Below are 21,785 nucleotides of genomic sequence, written 5' to 3' on the forward strand. Positions count from 1 at the left end.
AATTTAGTGCACTGAAGATCATCTAGCCGGCCTTCGCAACACAGAAGGCGGTGGGGCTAATGTGAATTCGGCATCACCGAATCACTTTAGGCCACAAGGAGGCGAAGATGATGTACAGCGGGATTGATCTGCATTCCAACAACAGCGTTATCGCGATCATCGACGATGCCGATCGCGTTGTGGCGCAGAAGCGCCTGCCGAACGACATCACGAAGATCGTCGGATTTCTAACTCGATGGCAAGATGACTTGGCCGGCGTCGTGGTCGAGTCGACTTACAACTGGTATTGGCTGGTCGACGGGTTGCAGGACGCGGGACTCCACGTGCACCTCGCCAACACCGCCGCGATCAAGCAATACGACGGACTCAAGCACAGTGGCGACGAGACGGATGCGCAGCACCTGGCCCACCTGCTGCGGCTGGGTATCCTGCCGACGGGCACGATCCTGCCACGAGAGCACCGCGTCGTCCGCGATCTGGCGCGCAAGCGCATGCAGATGGTGCACTGCTGCACCACGCATGTCCTCGCGGTCGAGAACATCATGGCCAGGCAATTGGGTGGGCGGATGACCAGCAATCAGATCAAGCGCCTGACCGCCGACGCAATCGACAATATGCCGCTGGCGGCCGATGTCGGCCTGGCGATCAAGACCAACGTCGCGGTCATCGCGACCCTGCAGTCACAGATCTCGGTCCTCGAAAAGCGCCTGCAAGAATGCGTCAAACCCCGACCTCACTACGGCTTCCTGACTAGCGTACCCGGCATCGGCCCGACGCTCGCCACCGTCATTCTTCTGGAAACCGGTCCGATCGATCGGTTTGCCGGCGTCGGCAACTTTGCGTCCTACGCGCGCTGCGTCAACAGCGTGCACACCAGCAATCGCAAGAAGAAAGGCGAAGGCAACGTCAAGAACGGCAATAAGTATCTCGCCTGGGCGTTCGTCGAGGCGGCGAATTTTGCCGTGCGGTTTTGCCCAGAGGCCAAGCGTTTCCACGAGCGCAAGAAGGCCCGGACCAACAACATTGTCGCCACCAAGGCGTTGGCGCACAAGCTGGCGCGCGCCTGCTACCACATCCTGAAGGAGAGCAAACCGTTCGACGTAACGCGCTGCTTTGCCTGAAGGACGACGACGATCCGGCGAGCCACGTACGGTGACTGGGGTCGCAACCAGCTGCACTGAATTGGACGCCGGATCGCCGTCACCAGTTGCAGTGACGACGATCGCCCGCACCGCAAGCCATTCGGAGATTGGCGCCGGCACGCCGGTAGCCACGGTTCTGTGAAATTCTTTTGGATGCGGCTCGGTACCAACGTTCTTCTGGGGCGGCTATGCCGCCAGGGCGCAGGCCTCAATCGGGCCGATGCTTGATCCTCATGGGTGTCTGGCGCGATCCGTGATGCGGCGCAGCCACAAACCGAAGAAACGGGCGCGGCTCGAACACTATCGCTGGAACGACGAACGAAACATTGAGCAGCTCGCGCTGCTGAAAAGTAGTTTTGCACCCTTGACGAGGGGCCGGCTAATGGGTGTCACCGTAATTCTGTCACCGTAATTCCTTGTCGCCTATGTCGGGCTACTTGCACGACACCAGGATGTGCTGAAACCGGCGGTCCTGAGTGGACTCAATGTCCTCCCGCTTCCAGGGACGAAGCAAGGCTTCACCAACCCGCAACGACTGTATCGGCGTATCAAGTCGAAGAGTCATCACTGGGCTGCGATCTGTCGCCATTGACCTCCCCCAGAAAGGTACGGCGTTCCATGACGGGGGCTACCATGCCTGGAATATACGAGTCTGAGACGAAGCGGCGGCAATGTTCCTCGAAGACTGTGACCAAGCGAGACTTGCGGCTCTGCGACAACGTCAGCACGCCGATCACCATCGGCCTGTGGTCACCGGACAAGCGAACCCGGGAGACGCGCCGTCCGTCCAGCGCGAGTTCGCAACGCGGGCGAACGTTCGCCAGCGTGTAGCCGTAGCCGTTAGCTACCATCGTCCGAATCACATCCTGGTGGGTCGAGCGCGACGCAATGTTGGGCTCAAGGTTCTCCTTCATAAACATGCTGAGAAAATACTCGCGGCTGATCGGCAGATCCAACAGGATCATCGGCTCGCGCGCCAGTTCCTGCAGACTGACGGCAGAGTGTCGCGCCAAAGGCCCCGCCTCGCTGACTACGACGTGTGGCGGCAGGCTCGCCAATGGCAGAAACTCGAACTCGTCGGGAATCAACAGATCATAGGTGATCGCAACGTCGAGTTCGGCACTTAGCAGACGCTGCAGCAACTGCTCATGGTCTGCGACCGTCTGGACGATGCGCGATTCCGGATAGGTCGACGTGAACGAATGCGACAGCTCCGGCATCACCATCGGCGCGAGCGTGATGAAGCAGCCCAGCGACAATTGTCCACGGACGCGCTCCCCGACCTCGGAGGCGACTGAATAGACGTGTTCAGCCTGTTCGATCAGTTGCTTCGCCTCGACCAGCAAAAGCCGGCCGGCCGACGTGAGCGAGAGCCCTTGCGCATGGCGACGGATGAAGAGCTGTGTTCCGAGTTCCTCCTCGAGATGCGCGATCGCCGTCGAGATCGAAGGCTGCGATATGTTGACGCGCTCTGAGGCCAGAGTGATGCTTCCCGTCTCGGCCGTCGCGATGAAGTACTCGATCTGGCGTAGCGTGTATCTCATGTGGTGCTATTGATCCCTGCGGAACATGGCCGATAGCGACCACACCGTCTCGCTGGCATGGGCGCCAATCGCGTTTCTCCGGACTGAATATAGCAGGATTAACCGGGCTGAACCGGACCATCGGCCGTTCAGATCCGGCTTTCACCGGCCACACCAAAGCGGGGCGCTTCGGGCGGATCGCTCGCGACCGAATATGGTCTTCGACCTGGGGTTCGTAGCAGATCCAGGCCTCATCGAGCGCGGCGATCGGCCGGTCGCTCCAGTCGACCCGCAAGTCCACAATCGCCCAGAACAGATCTCGCACCACGCGAAGACCCGTGGAGCGGACCGGGCCAGCCTCCCCCTGGTCAAGCCCCGCCTGCAGGGCTGCGACCAGCCGCGTTGCAAACGGCTTGCGGGCGGTGGTTTGATAATCTTGGACCATCGCGGCCCGCACCTGATCATTGGCCAGCAGGTTGCCGGCAGCAATCACGCCATCGCCAGGATCGATGGCGTGGATGCCGAGCGTGTTGTGGATGCGCGTATGGGTCATCGGGCTGCCCCGGGTGGTCATTGGAGCGATAAGGCCTGACTGGCGGCACGACCTCGTGCCGCAGGCGGTTATGGTTACTTTGGCTCGGGTGAGACGATGCGCTCGGCTTTGCCATAGGCGCGGTCCGCGTAGATCAGCGCCGTGCCCAACCCCATCGTCACCGAACCCACCGCGCCGATGAAGATGTGATGTGTGCCAACCCGTTCGGCTGACAGCACGCGGCAGTCGAACGCTACGACCGCGTCAGCCAAACGCGGCGCCCGCGTGTCACCCTCGACCCATTTGCCACAAGCAAACTTGTCGGCATCCCCGAGCTTGCGTCCACCGAAGCAGTCGGCGATGCTAGATTGATCATCGCGCAGAATGTTGATGCAGAACACGCCGTTTTCGACGATCGCCGCCGCCGTCTTGCTCTGGTGGTGGATGCAAACCAGCACCGTCGGGCTGTTGCCGTCGGCGGAAATTGATGACATTGCCGAGACCGTAACACCGGCGCGGCCTGCCGGGCCGTCAGTCGTCACGACGTTCACGCAGAATGCAGCACGACTCATTCCATCGAGAAATTGCGCACGAATGTCCGGCGCGGCCTGTTCCCGGCTGATGGCTGACACGAAAGACCTCCTCTGCGTGTGTTGCTATTCGGCGGCGTCCCTGACCTGACCGAACCATTGGCTCACGGCGCGATCACCGGTCCGGCCGCCCTTCTCGTCGAGGACCTTTCTGGACAGTCCTGCGGATCTTCGGACGAAATCCAGCGGACCGTCCCAATCAAAATTGCGGTAGACCGCGGCAAGATGCGCAAACGGCGCCGATTGCGCGAACAACTGGAACGTCAGGCGATGACCACCATAGTCGGAGTTCAGGAGATCGCGCGCAAAGGCAAGCAGCCGCCGCCTGTCGTCGGCGATCCATTTATCATTGATCGTGTAGAATTTTTCGAGCCAGGGGCCGGCCTCGGCATCCTCGAAGGCCGCCTTGTCCGGGGTTACGCAAATCTGGCCTCCGCACAACTCGCGCGCAATGTGCATCATCTCGTGGAGCTGCGAGCAGGCCAGCACGCGTCCGGTATAGAGCAGCGACTGGTTCGGCATCATCAAGCCACCGGGACTGCGCTCGGGCAACGCGATCGCCGCGGTGAGATGGGCATTGATGCCCTCCCGATAGATGGCGAGCCGCGAGAGCTTTTCCTGCACCGCCTGCTGCTTCTCAAGCCCGGTTTGACGGACGTTGAAGAGTGCCGCGCCGATCAGCATGTCGGCGAGCTTGAGATTGCGCTGCACGAAAGCAAAGGCCGAATAGCGATGCAGCGTGGCGCGGATGAACACCGCGGCCTTGGTGTGCCGGTAGAACAGGACGTTCTCCCAGGGGATCAGCACGTTATCGAAGATGACGAGCGTATCGACTTCGTCGAACCGGTTCGACAACGGATAGTCATCGATCGGCGCGCGGCCGGCGAAGCCGGTCCGGCAGATGAATTTCAGTCCGGGCGATCCGAGATCGCAAATGAATCCGACAGCATAATCCGAATACGCGGCATCTCCCCAATTGGCGATCGTCGGTTTGGTGAAGGCCTGGTTGGCGTAGGCGGCGGCCGTTTCATATTTTGCCCCGCGCACGATGATGCCGGCATCGGTCTCCTTGACGACATGCAGCAACATGTCCGGATCCTGGTCCTGCGGCGCCTTCGAACGATCGCCTTTGGGGTCCGTGTTCGCCGAGACATGAAAGGGATCGGTATGGAGAACCTTGAAGATATGGTTGCGGATGTTCTTCGAGAACTGCGGATCGACCTCGTTGAGCACGTCCTGCCCGTCGAACAGTGACCACATTTCGCCGACGGTCTCGTCGCCGACGCGCGTGACCACGCCGCCGACATCTTCCAGCACTGTGTCAGTCGCGCGGCGCTTGTCCCACCAATCCTGCTGGCTCAGCGGCAGCTTATTGTTGATGGCATGGATTTCGCCATCCTCCCGATAGGTCATCAGGTGACGGGTCGCCGGGTCATGCTGGAGGTCGTAGATGCGGGCGCGGATATCGACCAGCGGCTTGAACGACGGATGAGTGGTGACGTCCTTGATCCTCTCACCGTTCATGTAGACGGCGCGGCTGTCCCGAATGGAAGCTTTGTATTCTTCACCAGTCCGTATCATGTCCGCTCCTGCTTCGTCTTCTCGGTGGCCTGGTTGGCACTATCGCGTGTCGGCAAAGAAAAAATAAAACTTTCCGGCGCTCTGCCTAGCGGCAGCCGAACCACAGCGCTCCGAGGCGTCCATGCCTCCGCCACAGCTCAGTGCGCGTACGACGGATCTTCGGCATCAAGAATGCGCTTCATCTCCTCGAAATGAGCAATTGAGAAGTCGGTGATCCGCTCCCAATCCTGCGCGGTGCTTTCGGCGACCTCGTCGGGCAGAACCTTGAGCGGCTGACCGGTTGCGTAGGCCTGCACCAGGATCTGACAGCTGCGCTCAAGCGTATAGATGTCATCGAAGGCTTCGCCGATGCTGCTCGCCGTGACGAGCACGCCATGATTCCCCATCATCAGCCGCGACTTGTTGCCGAGCAGCCGGGCCAGGCGGGCACCCTCCTGCTCGCTGTCGGCCATTCCGGCGTAGCTTTCGTCGATAGCGAGTCGGTTGAAGTAGCGCGCCGTATTCTGATCGATCGGCCTGACGCTCGGATCGGCCAGCGACGCGATCGTCGTCGCGAAGGGCGGATGCAGATGCATCACGACCCGGGCCTGGGGCAGTTGCTTGTGCACCTGGCCATGGATCGCCCATGCCGTCGGATCGACATCGGGCCTGTCTTTCACGCCCCTCGCATCATCGAGATCGAACAGCACCAGGTCGCTGGCCTTGATGCGGGAGAAATGGCGCCACTTCGGATTCATCAGGAATTTTCGGCCGTCGGCCGAGACGGCAGCGCTGAAGTGGTTCGCGACAGCCTCGTGCATGCCGAGTCTAGCGATGATGCGGAACGCCGCAGCGAGATCAATGCGGAGTTGCTGTTCATCCGGCGCTGCGGTGGAGGGGTTCATCTGTCGCTCCGAAAAATCTGAAGGCGTCTCGAATGGGGCAGCTTAGATCTACGGACTCCGCTCCATGGGGTAAAATAGGAAAATCGTGGCCGGTGATTACTGTGAAGCTATAGCTGCAAGTGCCGCCGCATCGGGCGCAAAGATCAATGCATAGCCAATCATCGCCCAATAATTCCGCACTCCAGCCGATTAGGCCTCGTCTAAGCAAAGGGCCCGGATTTCGTAATTTACACATTGCGGCTCGGGACCGCTTACTTTGCGCAAGTTGACCCGACAGGACCTGTCATGGACGCGATCCGCGCCTTTCCACCCCTTCGAAGCCGCCGTCACGATGCGTTTCGGATGTTGTGGCGATTGGCGCGTAACGACTTCGTTCCGGAGGTCGACGATGTGGCATCCGACCAGGCTCCGGCAGGTGAGCCCGCGCAGCAGTCATCGCGGGTCAAACTGCATGTCCGCGGCATCGCGAAGGCGTACGGCACCTCGATGGTGCTCAAGCCGCTCGAATTGAAGGTCATTGCCGGCGAGCTATTGGCCGTTCTCGGCCCGTCGGGCTCGGGGAAGACGACGTTGCTGCAGATCATCTGCGGGCTGGTCGAGCCGTCAAGCGGCCGTCTTGTCATCGACGGTCGTGATGAGACCGACAATCCCGCCGACAAGCGCGATATCGGCGTTGTCTTTCAAAGCTATGCGCTGTTCCCTCACCTCACCGTGCGGGAGAATGTCGCATTTCCGCTGCAGATGCGCGGATTGCCGGCAGACAAAGTGCGGAGCAGGGTCGAGGCGACGCTCGCAATGGTCGGACTATCCGAGTTCGCCAGCCGCTTCCCCCGGGAGCTGTCAGGCGGCCAGCAGCAACGCGTGGCGCTTGCCCGCTGCTTCGTTTACCGGCCGTCGCTGATCCTGATGGATGAATCGCTGTCCGCGCTGGACAAGAAGCTGCGCGACAGCATGCGGATCGAGATCAAGCGGCTGCATCGCGAGACCGGCGCGACCATCATCTTCGTGACGCACGACCAGGACGAGGCGCTGGCGCTGGCCGACCGCATCTGCCTGATGAACGACGGACGGATCGAACAGCTAGGCAAGCCCGAGGACATCTACGAGCGGCCCGCCAACACATTTGTCGCCGACTTCATCGGTGCGTCCAACCTGATCTACGGGACTATCACTGCGGGCGATCGCATCGAGACTTCCGATGGCGTCTTGCCGCTGCCCGACGGTTGCTCCGCGCCGGTGGGCGAACAGGCCGCACTGGTCGTCCGCCCTGAAAAGCTCGTGCTCTGCAAGAATGATGACGGCTTCCTGTCCGGCCGTGTCGAGGAGAGCATCTATGCGGGCTCGGAGACGAGACTTCTGGTCCGGCTTCCCAGCGACACCGTGTTGACCGTACGCCGTGGCGCCGGTTTGCCGCCGGTTGCTATCGGCGAAAACGTCTTCCTGCGCTGGGACCGCCAACAGGCCTGCCTGCTCGAGGGCCGCTCAGCCGCGGCGATCCTATGAGGAACACCTGCGAGCGCCGCCACGCGCTGTTTCATTACCGCGACAATTGCATCACGGAGAAAAATAATGTCTGCCATCACCACGATCACGCGACGCAAGCTTCTGAAGGCTGCCGGCGTGGCTGCATCGGGCGTTGCACTCCCCGCGGTCTGGAGCGGGCGGGCCGGCGCGGCCGAGCAGATCACGGTCGCCGACGTCGGCGGCGCGCCGGGACAGGCGCTGCGGACCGCCTTCTACGATCCTTTCGAGAAATCGACCGGCATCCGCGTCGAAGGAGTCGCCCATGAATCCGATCCCGTGACCCAGTTCAAGCTGGTCGTCGACACCGGCAGCAAGATCTGGGACGTCTGCATGGTGACGCCGGATGACGTGGCGCGGCTGACCGCGGACAAGAACTATCTCGAGCCGCTTGAGATATCCAAAGGCCCGGATGACGAGCTCATTCCGGGCGCGCTGTTGCCGAACTGGTTCGGCTTTTCGGCCTACGCTATCGTCATGGCCTATCGCAGCGACGTCTACAAGAAGGATGCCCCAACCGGATGGGCGGACTTCTGGGACATTGCCAAGTTTCCCGGGCGCCGCGGCCTGTATCGCAATCCGAAAGGCGTGATGGAAGCGGCACTGCTGGCGGACGGCGTGGCACCGAAGGATCTCTATCCGCTGGATATCGATCGCGCCTTCGCCAAACTGGACAAGCTTCGCTCGGATGTGGCGGTGTGGTGGACGAGTGGCGCCCAGAACACCCACATCCTGCAAAGCGGCGAAGTCGACATGGCCGATACATGGTCGGCACGCGCCTTTGCCGCGATCGATGCCGGCGCTCCCGTCAACATCGTCTGGAAGGGCCTCTATTCGATCGACGGCTGGTCGATCCCGCGCGGCACGCCGAAGCTCAAGCAGGCCCGCCAGTTCGTGCAGTTCTGCATGCAGCCCGAGCGGCAGGCTGCCTATTCGAACGTCGTCGCGAACGGTCCGAGCAATCTGAAGGCCTACAAATTCATCGCGCCGGAGCGCGCGAAGGTGCTTCCGACTCTTCCGGAAAATCTCGCCGGCCTCACCGTGCGCGACTACGCCTATTGGGGCAAGAACTACGCAGCGGTCTCCGATCGTTTCCAGGAATGGCTCTTGATGGGCGGAAAGCGCTGACGATCGGCGTCAGGCGGGCAAACAAAGATCGGGAGACGATTATGACGAAGAAGCAGATGGTGATCGGCGCGTTGATTCACGCCAATGGATCGCACGCGGCGTCCTGGCTGATGGACGAGGCGCGGCCAAACGCCTCGACCGATATCGACTATTTCCGCGAGATGGCGCAACTGGCCGAACGCGGCAAGTTCGACTTCTTCTTCATTGCCGACACCCCGGCGGCCCGGACTGAGAACCTCAAGGTCTGGAGCCGCTCCCCCCTGTTCATGAACGTGCTGGAGCCGATCACCCTGCTGTCGGCGATCGCCGGCGCCACCACCCGTATCGGCCTCGGTGCGACCGCTTCCACAAGCTTCTTCGAGCCCTACAACCTCGCCCGGCAATTCGCCTCGCTGGATCACATCTCGCACGGCCGGGCCGCCTGGAACGTCGTCACCTCCGCCAACGACTATGCGGCGCGCAATTTCGGGCTCGATCGTCTGCCCCCGCATGCCGATCGCTATGCCAAGGCAAAGGAATTCGTCGATGTCGTCGAAGCGTTGTGGGACACGTGGGAAGACGGCGCTTTCGTCTACGACAAGACGACCTGCCTGAGCTTCCTGCCCGAGAAGCAACACCTGCTCGACCACAAGGGCAAATATTTCACCGTGCACGGCGCCCTCAACCTTGAACGGCCGCCGCAAGGCAGGCCGGTCATCATCCAGGCGGGCGCATCCGATACCGGCAAGGATTTCGCGGCCGAATACGCCGAAGTGGTATTCGGATCGAGCGGCAATCTCGAAGGCGCCAAGGCATTCTATCGCGACCTGAAGGAGCGGGTCGGCAAGTTCGGCCGCCGGCCGGACGATCTGAAGATCGCCTCGGGCATTTCGGTCGTGATCGGCGAAAGCGAGCAGGAAGCCCGCGACAAGCTCGATAGCTGGCAGGATCTCATTCATCCCGATGTCGGCGTGATGCGGCTGGGGACGGACCTCGAAACCGATCTCTCGGATCTGCCGCTGGATGAGCCGGTGCCGAAACATCGAGTTCCGACATCGTCCAATCAGCACCAGGCCTATTTCAACGAGATCGCCGGGATGATCGGCGAGGGCCTGACTTTGCGCGAGATCGCGAAACGCTACAATCGCAACAAGGCGACGTTCTGCGGCACCGTCAAGCAGATCGCCGATCACATGGAACACTGGATCGAGGCCGGCGCTTGCGATGGTTTCATGATCTCGTTCGTCGCCCTGCCGAGCACGCTCTCTGATTTCGTCGAGAAGGTGGTGCCGGAGCTGCAGCGCCGCGGCGTCTTCCGCCAAGACTATGAAGGCCGCACGCTGCGGGAGCACCTGGGCCTGTTGCGTCCGGAAAATCGCTACGCCTCATCCACACCCGCATCGCCGGTCGCGAGGCGCGCGTAACCGGCGACGTCCAATTGTTGCAACGGATCGAACAGGGACACTGACCGATGGCCGAGATTGCTTCCCTCGGAATGGCCGAACGGTCGAGGCGTCGGAAGCTGAAGCTTGATCCGTTGTGGCTTGCCCTGCCCGGCCTCGCATTCCTGGCTCTGTTTCTAATCCTGCCGACGGCGCAGATGCTGTCGCTGAGCTTCTTCGACAGGATTACGGGCGCATTGAGCTTCTCGGCCTTCAGCAGGATCTGGAACGGGGGCCCCTACCTTGCCGTGCTGTCGACGACCTTCTCGGTCGCGCTCTGGACGACCGCATTGTGCGTCGGACTTGGTTATCCCCTGGCGTATTGGCTGTCGCGCAAGCCGCCGCGGCAGCAGCGAATAGCCGCGCTGTTCGTGCTGCTGCCGTTCTGGACCAGTGCGCTGATCAAGAACTTCTCCTGGCTTGTCCTGCTTGGACGCAACGGAATCATCGCAAAGACCATGGCGGCGATCGGCGTCAAGGGCGGCGACCAGTTGCTGTTCGGACGCACGACCGTCGTGTTTGCGATGGTGCACACCTTGCTGCCGCTCGCGGTCGTGACAATGCTGCCCGTGATGAACCAGATTGATCGCCGCCTGATGATGGCTGCATCCACCCTGGGCGCCAACAATGCGCGGGCATTCTGGCAGGTATTCTTCCAGCTCTCGATGCGCGGCGTGGCGGCTGCCGGCTTGTTGGTCCTGGTCGCCTCGCTCGGCTTCTTTATCACCCCCGCACTGGTGGGCGGCGCGAAGGATACGATGATCGGGCAGCTTATCATCCTGCAGATCAATGAGTTGCAGAACTGGCAGCTCGGCAGCGCGCTGGCCACGATCCTGCTGATCTCCACGATCGCCACCTGCTTCGCTTATGACCTGATCTTCGGCCTGTCGTCCGCGACCACAGGGGGCGAACAGCCGACGCGGCCGGATGGCCTGGTACGCCGGGCGGGGCTTGCAATCGTCAACCTCTTAGGGATGATCTGCGGGCGCGTCGAAGAGGTGTGGAAACGCAACATCCGAGGCCTCCGCGGCGGCGCCCTCCTCTCGATCTATGCCTGGGCCATGATCGCAATGCTGCTGGTTCCGATCATCGCCTTCATTCCGATGGCGTTTACCGGGTCGACCTTTCTATCGTTCCCGCCGCCGAGCTGGAGTGCGCGCTGGTTCGAGCAGTTTGCCGCCTCGCCGCTCTGGCTCGGCGCGATGATCCGATCCTTCAGCATTGGCTTTGCGGCCGCGGCGATTACGTTGCTGATCGCGGCAATGGCGGCCCTCGGCGTTGCACGAACGCGCAGCCGGCTTGGCAGTGTCGCGTTCCTGCTGTGCCTGTCCCCGATGATGGTCCCATCGATCGTGATCGCGATCGCCCTGTTCTACCTGTTCGCGCGGATATCGCTGGTGGCGAGCGACATCGGCATCATCATCGGCCACACCGTCATTGCCATGCCGGTCGTGTTCATGGTGATGCTGGCGACCTTCAAAGGATATGACTGGAATCTGGACGCGGCGGCCTCGACGCTCGGGGCAGGACGTCTGCGCATTTTCTGGCGCGTCACACTTCCACTGGTCACGAGCGGGTTGGCGGTCGGCTTCGTGACCGGATTCCTGCAATCCTTCGAAGAATTGACGGTCGCGCTCTTCATCGGCGGCGGTATCAAGACGACATTGCCCAAGCAGATGTGGGACGGGATTCTCCTTCAAGTCAGCCCGGTCATCGCCGCGCCGTCAGTCGTCGTCCTCATCGTCGTCATCGTCATGTTTGCGATAATAGAATTCGTTCAGAGCCGACATCCACGTTCTTCGCCGTGAGCTTCGAGGGTGAAGAGCTGACGAGGTTCGTCATTCTGACAATCTATAGGCATCTTCCGTTGCGTCGGCGCCGCCGTACCTCGTCCTGCTCGACGCACGAAGCCACCAATTCAAGGCAGCCGTAAAGCTACCGGCTGCCGGACAGCTTGATCGGAACATGCGGCGCCGTGCTCACCACCCTCGGCCCGCCGTCGGGGTAAGTCGCGCTCTTGTCCGACATGTGGCTCCTGATCGTTTCCAGAAGCAGAAAGAACTTCTCGGCAAGCATGGGGGTGCCTCCCTTGCGGCTTTGTTCTCTATCTTGTGTCGGAGCCGATCGATCAGAAATTCAATCACTTAAATGAGAGCGCAGGATACCCGGACAGGCGGGCCCTCGATATCCACCGATTGTCGGACGGGCAAAGTTAGGCGATGCTCCCTTTTGGGGGGCCGCTGCGTGGACACCAGATCGCCTGACACACATCAATTGACCAACGCCGAGCGGCTGGACCGGCTGCGGCTGATCCGCAGCGAGAATGTCGGTCCGCGCACGTTTCGTTCGCTGCTGCGGCATTTCGGCAGCGCGCGGGCGGCGCTCGAGGCCCTGCCCGACATGGCACGCCGCGGCGGCGCTGCGCGGGTCGGCCGGATCTGCACCGTGGCGGAGGCCGAGCGCGAGATCGCCCATGGCGCGCGGATCGGCATCAGCCTGAAAGCGCCGGGCGAGCGCGGCTATCCGGAGCGGCTGGCGGAGATCGACGATGCGCCGCCGCTGCTCGGCATCCGCGGCAGCGCAGACGCCTTGTTGCGGCCGATCATCGGCATCGTCGGTTCGCGCAATGCCTCCGGCGCCGGGCTGAAGTTCACCCAGACTCTGGCGCACGACCTCGGCGACGCCGGGTTCGTGATCGCCTCGGGGCTGGCGCGTGGCATCGACCAGGCGGCGCATCGCGTCACGCTGCAGAGCGGCACCGTCGCGGTGCTCGCCGGCGGGCATGACCGGATCTATCCGCCCGAGCACGAGGACCTGCTGGCGGCGATCGTGGCCTCGCCGGGATGCGCTGTCACGGAAATGCCGCTCGGGCATGTACCGCGGGCGCACGATTTTCCGCGGCGCAACCGGCTGATCTCGGGCCTGGCGCTCGGTGTCGTGGTGGTCGAGGCGGCGCATCGCTCGGGCTCGCTGATCACCGCCCGCTTCGCCAACGAACAGGGCCGCGAGGTGTTCGCGGTGCCGGGCTCGCCGATGGACCCGCGCTGCGCCGGCACCAATGCCCTGATCAAGCAGGGCGCGACGCTCACGACCGAGGCGGCAGATGTGATCGATGCGGTCCGCCCGATCATGGGGCGCCCGGTCGCGACATCACTCAGCGAACCCGACGACCTGCCGCCGCTCGGCAGCGATCCCGCCGAGAGCGATCGCGCTGCCATCATCGCCCTGCTCGGCCCCTCGCCGGTCAGTCTCGACGACATCATCCGGATGGCGGGAGCATCGCCCGCGGTCGTGCGTTTGGTGCTGCTGGAGCTCGAACTGGCCGGGCGGCTGGAGCGCCATGGGGGTGGACTGGTCTCGCTGGCCTGACCTAGCGAATGCCGCCGCAAATTTTCGCAGCAGACGTGCCGGCAATGCGGCCCAGCACCGTCGCCGTCAGCAGGCCATTGCCCGAAAGGTATCCGCTGGCCCGCGACCCGGAAACCCCGGCCGCCGCGCCACCGGCGGCGAAAAGGTTGGGCAATGTGCAGCCGTCCCGACCCAGCACGCGGGCCTGCCGATCGACGGCAAGGCCGCCCTGGGTGTGGAAAAGCGCCCCCGTCACACGAACAGCCTTGAGGGGAGGCGACAGCGGCGCGACGCCGGCGAATATCCGCCCGAATTCGTCGGTGCCGTCGCTTTGCTTGAGACGTTCGACCGCTGCGAACGTCTCTCCAAGGGCATCTGCCGACAGTTTGAGACGGGCAGCCAACTCCGCGATGCTATCCGCTTCGATCACCGCACCGCTCGCTTCCGCGTGCCTGAAATCCTCGAACTGGCGCGCGATAACAGCAATCCGCTGGTCAAAAATACTGAATGCAATCGCCTCCAGTTCGGCAATCACTGCAGCCGCCTGCTCGGAATAGCCGAGACTCTCGTTCGAGAAGCGCCGGCCGCTGATGTTGACCTGGAAGCCTCCTTCCATGATCGCGGCCCAGGTGATCAGAATGCCGTGGGGATGCGCCACCGACCCGTGCCCCTGATAGCCGGACATATGGGCAAGTCTTGCACCCAGCGCCTCGCCCCAGAGCACCGCATCGCCGCGGTTGCCCGGATGACCGAAATAGAGAGCGCCCTGCATCTCCGGGATGTGTTGCGCAACCAGGGCCGAATTGCCGCCATATCCGTTGCAGGCGAGGATCAGTGCATCGCAGCCGATCAAGTCCCGCGTTCCATCCGGTCGCGTCACCTCGACCCCGTGAATACGACGCTCAGTATCGCCAAACAGTGCGGTGACGGTCGCTTGCGTCATCAACGGCAAGCCGGCCTGCTCGACCGCCTGCCGGAGACGATCGATCAACTCGCCGCCGGAGCGGCTCGGCAGACCATGCATCCGGCGCGCCGCGTGGCCCGGATAGTCGAAATCATGCACCACGGAAAACGGCAGGCCGTAGCGATCGGCCAGCCACTCGACCGTGGGACCGGATTGCGCGGCGACCAGATCGACAACCGCGTCATCGGCTTCGCCATGAGCCTTCTTGCGGATATCCGCGGCAAAAAGCTCCGGCATGTCGACGATGCCGCGCGATTTTTGAAACCGCGTTGCCGCGGCTGGAATCAGCCCGGCTGATAGCGCGGTCGAGCCGCGTGGCAGGGGATCGCGCTCGAGAATCGCGACCTCCGCTCCGGCCTCATGGGCGGCGAGCGCGGCGCAAAGACCCGCCGCCCCACCCCCGACGACAAGAATGGGAATGGTCGACTCAAACTCCTCGGACGGCACCGGCTTGATGGTCACGGCGTCGTCTCCGCCAGCATGTCGGCAATGGCTGCCACGCGGGCCACCGGCTTCAGTGCCGCGATGGCGGTCTGGTGGGTGGCCTCATCGAAGGCGGCACAGCCGTCGGACAGCACGACGGCCTCGATGTCCCGCACATGCGCATCGCGCACCGTCGACGCCACGCCCCCATTGGTGACGATGCCGCCGACAACCAGCCTGTCGATGGCAAATTTGCGCAGAAGCCATTCAAGCCGCGTCATGTAGAACGCCGAGTAAGCGATCTTTTCGATCTGCAGGTCCGAAGGCTTGAGTTCATCGACCAGCGCATGACCCCAGCTGCCCGGCGCGAAATCGCCCTTGCGCAGGAACGGCCGCAGCGCTTTCAGATGCGGCGCGATCAGGGGCTCGCCATTCCTGCCCGGAACCAGGGTGAAATGCGTCGAGATGATCCAGCCGCCCGCCGCGCGGACAGCATCGGCAAGCGACCGTAGCTTCAGAGGCAACGCAGCGATCGAAGCGGCGCCATGCCCGCCGCGCGCATAGGCGCCGTCGGCATGCAAAAAATCGTTCTGCAGGTCGACGATCAGCAATGCCGTGCGCGCCATCGGAACCGGATCAACACTCATGCCGATTGCCTTTCGATGAGGAGATTGCCGAGGGTATCCACGCGCGCGACCAGGCCCGGTTCAACCACGGTGGTGGCGTCGCCTTGCTCCAGGATGGCCGGACCGGATATCACCGCGCCGCTCGGCAATTCGAGCCGCGACCAGATCGATGTTCGATGCCAGGCACCGTCGAACCAGACATTGCGGTCTTCGAGTCTCGCCTTGTCGATCGATGCTTCGGGAGACGGTGCCAGCGCGGCGAGGTCGAAATGCGGCCGACGGCCGATGGCGGCGGTGCGCAGCGTGACGATCTTGACGGCAATGCCCGGCAGCTTGCGGCTGAACTGCGCCTGATAGGACGCCTCAAAGGCCTGCCTGATCATCCCGGCATCGATACCGGTGGTCTCGCCGCCGAAAGCGGCCGGCAGCGGCACGCCGATGGTGTGGGTTTGCCCGACATAATGCATATCGAGTTCGTAAGTCACGTCGATGCGATCGACCTGCACGCCAGCCGACGCGACCACCGCATGCGCCGCCTTGCCTTCCGCGACCATGCGCTGGTCCAGCCCGGTTGCTTCGAGACCATCCAGCATCAAGTTGACGGTCTGCACCTGGTCATGCCGGAGATCGGCGATGACGCAGCCGAGCGCCGACGTGATGCCCGGAAAACGCGGAACCAGAGCCAGCTTCAGCCCGACCTCACGCAGCAGCGCGCCGGCATGAAGCGCGCCACCGCCACCGAACGGCATGATGGCGAAATTGCCGGGGTCATGACCGCGTTCGATCGACACCAGCCGGATTGCACCCGCCATGCGCGCATTGGCAATGCGCACGATGGCTTCCGCGGCCGCCATGGCATCCAGTCCCAGCGGGTCCCCGACATGGCGAAGAATGGCCGCTTTCGCGGCCTCGACGTCCAGTCGTGCAAGCTTGCCCCCGATCGGCTTGTCGGCGTTGATACGGCCGAGCACCACATTGGCGTCGGTCAGTGTCGGCCGGTCACTGCCCGCGCCGTAGCAGACCGGTCCTGGCACCGAGCCGGCGCTCTCCGGGCCGACCTGCAGCAACCCACCGCGATCGACATGCGCGATCGAACCACCGCCGGCGCCGATCGTCGTGATCTCGATCATCGGCGTGCGGATCACCACTCCGAAATCGATGGTGGTCTGCGCCGCAAGCGATGCCTGGCCGCCCGCGATCAAAGACACGTCGAAAGAGGTGCCACCAAGGTCGCCGGTGATGACATTCTCAAAACCGGCGGCGCGGGCAATCGCGCCGGCGGCAATCACGCCGGCGGCGGGGCCGGACAGCGCGGTGCGCACCGGGAATTTCCGTGCCATCGCCGTCGACATGACGCCGCCATTGGACTGCACGATATGAAACTGTCCATTGAAACCTTCGCCGGTCAGGGCATCCTGCAGCCTGCCGAGATAACGCCCGACCAGCGGCTGCAGATAGGCGTTGAGCGCGGTCGTGGAGGTTCTCTCGAACTCACGAATTTCCGGCAGGATTTCGCTGGAAGCCACCACGTCGCCGTTGGGCCAGACCGCGCGGGCGGCGAGCAGCGCCGCGCGCTCGTTGGCGGGATTGGCGTAGGCATTGATGAAGACGATCGCGAGTGCTTCGGCTCCCGCCGCCAGCAACTTGCGCGCCTGCACCTGAATTTCCGCAGGATCGACCGCGGCGCGAATGCTGCCATCGGCCAGCACACGTTCATCGACCTCAAGGCGCATATCGCGATCGACCACGGGCACGAAATCGCCCCACAGGCCCCAGGTGTGGGGACGGTCGCGGCGGCGCATTTCCAGCACATCGCGAAATCCCATGGTCGTGATCAGGCCGATGCGTGCGCCCTTGCGCTCCAGCAAGGCGTTGGTTCCGACCGTCGTGCCGTGCACGATGGCGCCGAAATGGCTGATCCGTCCAAAGGCCTCGAGGCCGAGCAGAAACCCTTCAGCCTCATTGCCACGCTGCGAGGGCACCTTGGCGGTGCGGAATTTGGCCTGGCCCTCATCATAGAAGAAGAGATCGGTGAAAGTCCCGCCGACATCGACGCCAATGATCGAGGAGCCGCTCATGACGTCTCTCCGGAGGCCAGATCTGCCGAGGCCAGATCTCCCGAGGCCACGGCATCCCTGCTGACGTAACCCAGACGGAGATCGCGCGCGACCTTTGCCGGATCCCGGCGAGCCGCGGGACCGAAGCCACCACCGCCCGGCGTTTCAAGCCTGACCCGCTGGCCTTTGGCGATCTTCACGTCGGTGATCTTTGACGCCAGCGGCGGCATCGCCTTGCCACCTGGCGTATCGAAGATGAAGCGGTTCAAGGCAGCCGCGCCGCCCCCGTTGACGCCAAAGGGCGCGAACCTTCCCCGCTCGCCCAGCAGGAACACGTCGGCGCCGGTCTCACCGAGCGCCTCGATCTCATAGATGGCTCCGAGGCCGCCGCGATGCTGGCCGGCACCGGCACTGTCCGGACGCAGCGCCCACTGCGTGAACATGACCGGATAGGACGCTTCCAGGATCTCGACGGGCGGAATGGTGGCCATCGAGATCGGATTGTTGCCGTGGTTCAATCCGTCACTGAGGGGATTGCCGCCGAGACCGCCGCCGAAAAACGAGAACATCACCCAGCGCGACCCGTCATTGCGATGGCCGGCGAGCGACAAGGCATTGATGGTGCCGAACGGCGCCGCCATGGCACGCTCCGGCGCCGCGATGGCGATGGCGCCGAAAACCACACCGATGACGCGCAGGATGGTTTCGGTATAGCCGCCGACCGGACGCGGCGCCTTGACGCCGAGCAGGGTCGTCTCCGGAATGATGAAGGTGATCGGCTCCAGGCAGCCGGCATTGGCCGGCACATCGGTAAAAACGTGCTTGAGCGCCACGTAGCAGCAGGCAGCGGCGGTCGCATAGGCGATGTTGAGCGGGCCGGCGCAAGGCGGCGACGACCGGGAGAAATCCAGCACCATGGTCTCGCCGGCGATGGTGAGGTCGAGCGCAATCTTCAGCGGCTGGTCGGTGACGCCGTCATTGTCGAGGAAATCCTCGAAACTGTAGACGCCATCGGGCAGAGCGCGGAGATTCTCGCGCATCAATGCCGACGCCCTGTGGGTGAAGACATCGAGTGCTGCCGAAATCGTGCCTTCGCCATAGTCGTCGAGAAGACTGGCAAGGCGGCGTTCGCCCAGCGCCAGCGCATTGAGCTGTCCGTTCAGATCGCCGAAATTCGATGTCGGCACGCGGCTGTTGGCGGCCAGGATATCGATCATATCCTCATTGATCACGCCGGCGCGAAACAGCTTCACTGGCGGAAAGCGCACGCCCTCCTGAAAGCTTTCGGTGGCGCGCGAATTGAAACCGCCGGGCACATTGCCTCCAATGTCCAGCCAGTGGCCGACCGAGGCGATCCAGCAGAAAACCCTGTTGTCACGATAGATCGGCCTGACCAGCCGGAAATCGTTGAGGTGCGTCCCGCCGTCATAAGGGTCGTTGAACAGGAACGTATCGCCGGGTTGCAGCGTATCGCGACCGGTGGCGGCATCGCGCGCGACCTTGTCGATCACGGCCTTGACGGCAAACGCCATGGCACCGACAAAGATCGGCAGGCCGGTTGTCCCCTGAACCAGCGTGGCACCGGTCTGCGCGTGATAGAGGCCATGACAGGCATCACGGGCCTCGGCGATGATCGGATTGAAGGCGGAGCGATAGAGCGTGGCGTCCATCTCGTCGGCAATCTGCTCGAGACGGCCCTTGAGCACAGCCAGGGTGACAGGATCGATCGTTTTGGTCATCTGTGCCGCCGTCATCCGGTTTTGCCGCTGGGGCCGTTCGCTGGAAATTCGTAGCTCTGTCCGAGTTCCAGCATCTGCGGCGTGCCGATGATCGCATTCAGCGCATCGAAATCGAACATGTCGTTGCGAAAGGCTTCGGAGGTGCCATCGCGCGCCAGCGTTTCGTAAAAAGCCCTGGCTGCCTTGGCGACCGCACGAACGATGCCGCCTGGAAAGATCACCAGCGAAAAGCCTAGCGCCTGAAGCTTGTCCTTGCCGAGGATGGGTGTCTGACCACCCTCGACCATGTTCGCCATCAAGGGCAGCCGGTCGCCGAGTTTCTGCGAGACCGCCAAGAGCTGCGCCTCATTACGTGGCGCTTCGACGAACAGCACATCCGCGCCGGCTTCCGCGTACCGCCCGGCGCGTTCGACAGCCTGCTCAAGCCCTTCGACCGCCACCGCGTCGGTTCGCGCAATCACCAGGGTTTCGCTGCTGAGGCGCGCATCGGTCGCCGCCCTGATCTTGCCGACCATCTCCATCGCCGGAATGAGACTCTTGTCCTGCAGGTGGCCACAGCGTTTTGGAAAGGTCTGATCCTCGAGCTGGATCGCGGTCGCGCCGGCGCGTTCGAACAGACGCATGGTGCGCTGGACGTTGAGGGCATTGCCATAGCCGGTATCGGCATCGACGATCACAGGCGTGGCGACACGGTCGCGGATCAGGTTCAGCGTCTCGACCACCTCCGACATGGTCACGAGCCCGATATCGGGGCGCCCCAGCCTGGTGTAGGCGATGCTTGCGCCGGACAGATACAGCGCACGAAATCCCGCATCGGTTGCCAGCGAAGCGGTCAAAGCATCGTAGATGCCGGACGCCAGCACGATGTCCGGCCCGTGCAGCATGGTCTTGAGAGACATCCGATCAGACATGATGCCCTCCCCGATCAAGCTGCGAGCAGACGGGACAGAGCGGCAAGATCGGGCGATCGGTCCAGATCCTCGACCGCTTCAAGAATCATTGAACAATGCTCGTCGTTCCAGATCGATCCTGCGACCTCGCGGAACTTGTCCCGGACTTCCGCTGCGCTGTACGGATCTTCGGTATCGCCCTTGTTGGTAAAAGCTTCGGCGCTGAGAACGCGACCGTCGACCAGCGTGATCTTTACACGCGCCGGTCGAAGGCCCGGCAACATCGCGGTGAGCGCCTTGTCCTCGCGCACCGTGATACGCCCCGCCAAAGCGAGCGTCGCGGCATCGCGCCGCGCGGCATCGCGAAAGGCAGCGATCGAGGCCGCGCCATTGACAACAGTCGTCGCCAGCGAAAACGGCAGCGAGAACTTGGCCGCCAGCATGTTGCGAGGCTGCTGACCATCGAGCTGCGCCGCCCAGATGTAGGTATCGACATCGATTGCAGCGATATCATCCGGCCTCAGAGCGCCGCCGGCCTCCGCGATCAGGCTTTGCAACGCATCGAGCGCACCGTGGTTGTAACGGCAGGCGGCGTGTCGCTTGAAATAGTTGCGCGTGATCTCCCAACGCGAGCCGAGATCGGCGATCATCTCCCCAGGCTGGAACTGGTCGGCGATGACGGTGCCGTAGACCGTGCCGATGCCGTCCGCCTCGCCGACAAATCCGGCATCCACCATCTCCCAGGCGCGCAGGCCGATTTCGTTCGAGAAGCCGGCGAAGCTGTTGCGCACGGTGCCGCCTTCCAGCATCGTCCGTCGACTTGTCGCCAGCCCGAGTGTCGATGAGACGTTGATCACTTCCGCCATCTGTTCGCGGGTGGCGTGACGCAGCCTGGCCACGGCCACAGCCGCACCCACCGTGCCCCAGGTGCCGTGCGGGTGCATCGTCACGCGCAGCTTCGATGCGATACCGACGCGCGAACCGATTTCATAGCCGAGCGCGATAGCCAGCAACACATCCGAGCCGCGGCTGCCAAGCTCTTCCGCGGCCGCCAGGACGGCCGGCACAACATGGATCCCGGGATGACCGCGCGCGAACTGATTGCCTTCGTCGATCTCCAGCATGGTGCCGGCGGTTCCGTTCAGGAAGGCCGCGAGACCAGCCCAGGCACGGCGGCCGGCGCCGATCACGGGAGCTGCGTCATCAGCGGACCCACGGCAGAGACGGGCCGTCAGCCGCTGCATCTCCGGCTCCTGCGCACCCGCGGCGATCGCCCCGATGCAATCAAACAGCACTTGCTTGGTGCGCACCACGACATCCCGGGAAACCGAGTCCGCCGTCACGGTGGCGGCGAACTCGGCCCATTGGTCGAGCCATTGCGGCCGCTTGGTCTGGAACGAAGCATTTTGCAACATC

Annotated in this window: 17 protein-coding genes and 1 pseudogene; 6 read left to right on the top strand and 12 right to left on the bottom strand. The window is 63.1% G+C overall.

Annotated elements, in window-relative coordinates:
* The first annotated feature begins 107 nt into the window (after positions 1-107).
* Complete coding sequence (locus tag RS897_RS35610; RefSeq protein ID WP_315832213.1) at positions 108-1,121, top strand: IS110 family RNA-guided transposase; 1,014 nt, start codon at positions 108-110, stop codon at positions 1,119-1,121.
* A 569-nt stretch (positions 1,122-1,690) separates the two neighbouring features.
* Here the strand turns inward: RS897_RS35610 and RS897_RS35615 are convergent.
* From RS897_RS35615 to RS897_RS35635, 5 genes and pseudogenes are all read right to left on the bottom strand, one after another.
* The gene (locus tag RS897_RS35615) at positions 1,691-2,686 is read right to left on the bottom strand and encodes a LysR family transcriptional regulator (RefSeq protein ID WP_315833342.1); all 996 of its coding nucleotides are present in this window, start codon (positions 2,684-2,686) and stop codon (positions 1,691-1,693) included.
* Positions 2,687-2,981: 295 nt separating this feature from the next.
* Positions 2,982-3,239, bottom strand: a pseudogene (locus RS897_RS42380) (DUF1028 domain-containing protein); the annotation flags it as partial.
* A gap of 53 nt (positions 3,240-3,292) precedes the next feature.
* Positions 3,293-3,829, bottom strand: a complete 537-nt coding sequence (locus tag RS897_RS35625; RefSeq protein WP_315833344.1) for a flavin reductase family protein — start codon at positions 3,827-3,829, stop codon at positions 3,293-3,295.
* Positions 3,830-3,853: 24 nt separating this feature from the next.
* Entirely contained in the window at positions 3,854-5,368 is a 1,515-nt protein-coding gene (locus RS897_RS35630; RefSeq protein WP_315833345.1) for a 4-hydroxyphenylacetate 3-hydroxylase family protein, read from the bottom strand.
* 137 nt (positions 5,369-5,505) lie between these two features.
* On the bottom strand, positions 5,506-6,252 hold the full coding sequence (locus tag RS897_RS35635) for a class II aldolase and adducin N-terminal domain-containing protein (RefSeq protein WP_315833346.1): 747 nt from the start codon (positions 6,250-6,252) through the stop codon (positions 5,506-5,508).
* Between the two features lie 342 nt (positions 6,253-6,594).
* Here RS897_RS35635 and RS897_RS35640 point away from each other — a divergent pair, with 342 nt between their 5' ends.
* The 4 genes from RS897_RS35640 to RS897_RS35655 all read left to right on the top strand — a co-directional run bounded on the left by RS897_RS35640 (position 6,595) and on the right by RS897_RS35655 (position 12,130).
* Positions 6,595-7,755 carry an ABC transporter ATP-binding protein gene (locus RS897_RS35640; RefSeq protein WP_315833347.1) on the top strand — a complete coding sequence of 387 codons (1,161 nt, stop codon included), beginning with the start codon at positions 6,595-6,597 and terminating at the stop codon, positions 7,753-7,755.
* A gap of 66 nt (positions 7,756-7,821) precedes the next feature.
* Complete coding sequence (locus RS897_RS35645; RefSeq protein ID WP_315833348.1) at positions 7,822-8,901, top strand: ABC transporter substrate-binding protein; 1,080 nt, start codon at positions 7,822-7,824, stop codon at positions 8,899-8,901.
* A 41-nt stretch (positions 8,902-8,942) separates the two neighbouring features.
* On the top strand, positions 8,943-10,304 hold the full coding sequence (locus RS897_RS35650; RefSeq protein ID WP_315833349.1) for an LLM class flavin-dependent oxidoreductase: 1,362 nt from the start codon (positions 8,943-8,945) through the stop codon (positions 10,302-10,304).
* Positions 10,305-10,351: 47 nt separating this feature from the next.
* Complete coding sequence (locus RS897_RS35655) at positions 10,352-12,130, top strand: ABC transporter permease subunit (RefSeq protein ID WP_315833350.1); 1,779 nt, start codon at positions 10,352-10,354, stop codon at positions 12,128-12,130.
* A gap of 127 nt (positions 12,131-12,257) precedes the next feature.
* Here RS897_RS35655 and RS897_RS35660 read toward each other — a convergent pair whose 3' ends face one another.
* Positions 12,258-12,398, bottom strand: coding sequence for a hypothetical protein (locus tag RS897_RS35660; RefSeq protein ID WP_315833351.1), 141 nt, complete (start codon positions 12,396-12,398; stop codon positions 12,258-12,260).
* Positions 12,399-12,566: 168 nt separating this feature from the next.
* On the opposite strand from RS897_RS35660, the gene dprA reads away from it, so the two are divergent.
* Positions 12,567-13,691 (top strand): DNA-processing protein DprA, encoded by a 1,125-nt coding sequence (gene dprA / locus RS897_RS35665; RefSeq protein ID WP_315833352.1) that lies wholly within the window; start codon positions 12,567-12,569, stop codon positions 13,689-13,691.
* Between the two features lies 1 nt (position 13,692).
* Here dprA and RS897_RS35670 read toward each other — a convergent pair whose 3' ends face one another.
* The 6 genes from RS897_RS35670 to RS897_RS35695 are packed head-to-tail and all read right to left on the bottom strand — an operon-like array spanning position 13,693 to position 21,784.
* Positions 13,693-15,096, bottom strand: a complete 1,404-nt coding sequence (locus RS897_RS35670) for an FAD-dependent oxidoreductase (protein ID WP_315833353.1) — start codon at positions 15,094-15,096, stop codon at positions 13,693-13,695.
* Positions 15,093-15,704 carry a cysteine hydrolase family protein gene (locus RS897_RS35675; protein WP_315833354.1) on the bottom strand — a complete coding sequence of 204 codons (612 nt, stop codon included), beginning with the start codon at positions 15,702-15,704 and terminating at the stop codon, positions 15,093-15,095. Before RS897_RS35675 ends, RS897_RS35670 begins: the two co-directional genes overlap by 4 nt.
* Positions 15,701-17,761: a hydantoinase/oxoprolinase family protein gene (locus RS897_RS35680; RefSeq protein WP_315833355.1), complete on the bottom strand. Its 2,061-nt coding sequence runs from the start codon at positions 17,759-17,761 to the stop codon at positions 15,701-15,703. Before RS897_RS35680 ends, RS897_RS35675 begins: the two co-directional genes overlap by 4 nt.
* Positions 17,758-19,479 carry a hydantoinase B/oxoprolinase family protein gene (locus tag RS897_RS35685; RefSeq protein ID WP_315833356.1) on the bottom strand — a complete coding sequence of 574 codons (1,722 nt, stop codon included), beginning with the start codon at positions 19,477-19,479 and terminating at the stop codon, positions 17,758-17,760. The genes RS897_RS35680 and RS897_RS35685 overlap by 4 nt, the downstream gene beginning before the upstream one ends.
* Positions 19,480-19,490: 11 nt before the next feature.
* Positions 19,491-20,378: an isocitrate lyase/PEP mutase family protein gene (locus RS897_RS35690; RefSeq protein ID WP_315838854.1), complete on the bottom strand. Its 888-nt coding sequence runs from the start codon at positions 20,376-20,378 to the stop codon at positions 19,491-19,493.
* Positions 20,379-20,404: 26 nt separating this feature from the next.
* Positions 20,405-21,784: an MmgE/PrpD family protein gene (locus tag RS897_RS35695; protein ID WP_315833357.1), complete on the bottom strand. Its 1,380-nt coding sequence runs from the start codon at positions 21,782-21,784 to the stop codon at positions 20,405-20,407.
* Position 21,785: the final 1 nt, after the last annotated feature.

Origin of the sequence: Bradyrhizobium prioriisuperbiae, from assembly GCF_032397745.1 — a bacterium.
GTDB lineage: Bacteria > Pseudomonadota > Alphaproteobacteria > Rhizobiales > Xanthobacteraceae > Bradyrhizobium_A > Bradyrhizobium_A prioriisuperbiae.

Bases quoted from the DNA above. Each gene is read 5' to 3' on its own strand.
- RS897_RS35610 (WP_315832213.1), top strand. From the start codon at position 108: ATGATGTACAGCGGGATTGATCTGCATTCCAACAACAGCGTTATCGCG.
- RS897_RS35615 (WP_315833342.1), bottom strand. From the start codon at position 2,686: ATGAGATACACGCTACGCCAGATCGAGTACTTCATCGCGACGGCCGAG.
- RS897_RS35630 (WP_315833345.1), bottom strand. From the start codon at position 5,368: ATGATACGGACTGGTGAAGAATACAAAGCTTCCATTCGGGACAGCCGC.
- RS897_RS35635 (WP_315833346.1), bottom strand. From the start codon at position 6,252: ATGAACCCCTCCACCGCAGCGCCGGATGAACAGCAACTCCGCATTGAT.
- RS897_RS35640 (WP_315833347.1), top strand. From the start codon at position 6,595: ATGTTGTGGCGATTGGCGCGTAACGACTTCGTTCCGGAGGTCGACGAT.
- RS897_RS35645 (WP_315833348.1), top strand. From the start codon at position 7,822: ATGTCTGCCATCACCACGATCACGCGACGCAAGCTTCTGAAGGCTGCC.
- RS897_RS35650 (WP_315833349.1), top strand. From the start codon at position 8,943: ATGACGAAGAAGCAGATGGTGATCGGCGCGTTGATTCACGCCAATGGA.
- RS897_RS35655 (WP_315833350.1), top strand. From the start codon at position 10,352: ATGGCCGAGATTGCTTCCCTCGGAATGGCCGAACGGTCGAGGCGTCGG.
- RS897_RS35660 (WP_315833351.1), bottom strand. From the start codon at position 12,398: ATGCTTGCCGAGAAGTTCTTTCTGCTTCTGGAAACGATCAGGAGCCAC.
- RS897_RS35675 (WP_315833354.1), bottom strand. From the start codon at position 15,704: ATGAGTGTTGATCCGGTTCCGATGGCGCGCACGGCATTGCTGATCGTC.
- RS897_RS35680 (WP_315833355.1), bottom strand. From the start codon at position 17,761: ATGAGCGGCTCCTCGATCATTGGCGTCGATGTCGGCGGGACTTTCACC.
- RS897_RS35685 (WP_315833356.1), bottom strand. From the start codon at position 19,479: ATGACCAAAACGATCGATCCTGTCACCCTGGCTGTGCTCAAGGGCCGT.
- RS897_RS35690 (WP_315838854.1), bottom strand. From the start codon at position 20,378: ATGTCTCTCAAGACCATGCTGCACGGGCCGGACATCGTGCTGGCGTCC.
- RS897_RS35695 (WP_315833357.1), bottom strand. From the start codon at position 21,784: ATGTTGCAAAATGCTTCGTTCCAGACCAAGCGGCCGCAATGGCTCGAC.